This window comes from Aphanothece microscopica RSMan92 (assembly GCF_046613545.2).
Taxonomy (GTDB): Bacteria; Cyanobacteriota; Cyanobacteriia; order PCC-6307; family Cyanobiaceae; genus NIES-981.
Genome location: NZ_JBKKKY020000478.1, coordinates 1 through 483 on the forward strand (window position 1 = coordinate 1; position 483 = coordinate 483).

The window sequence follows — 483 nt, forward strand, 5'->3', positions numbered from 1 at the left end:
CATCAAAGGAGCTACCCTCGGTAGTATGTACACTCCTCCCGGTACCAACGGCGTGGTGCAGTTTCCGGGTACCCGGGGCGGCGCGGAGTGGGGCGGCCCCTCCTTCGATCCCAAAACGGGTATACTTTACGTAAACGCTAATGAAGTACCCTTGCTGTTAAAAATGAAACAAGTGCCGGCTACCCCAAAAGAAGAGTCTACCCTTACTGCCCGGGGAGCCAAACTATACACCCTCAATAATTGCGGAATGTGCCACGGGGCCGACCGGGCCGGTAGTGATGTGTACCCCTCGCTGCAAAATATTGGTAAGCGACGTACCAAAGCGGAGCTATCGGCAGTACTTACCCACGGGAAAGGACAAATGCCTGCCTATCAGGCCATAACGGGCAAAGACAAAGATGCTCTTCTGGCTTTCTTAGGAGATGAAAACCGTTTGGACCAGTCCCCGCAACCAGGCTCCGACGATACCTCGCCCCGCTACGT

General features: G+C 55.1%; 1 protein-coding gene. It reads left to right on the forward strand.

The annotated features are described in order from the left end of the window. Window positions 1-52 precede the first annotated feature (52 nt). Window positions 53-483, forward strand: a 431-nt coding sequence (locus tag ACLD7X_RS18630; RefSeq protein WP_425625511.1) for a c-type cytochrome, incomplete at its 3' end; no start/stop codon positions are given.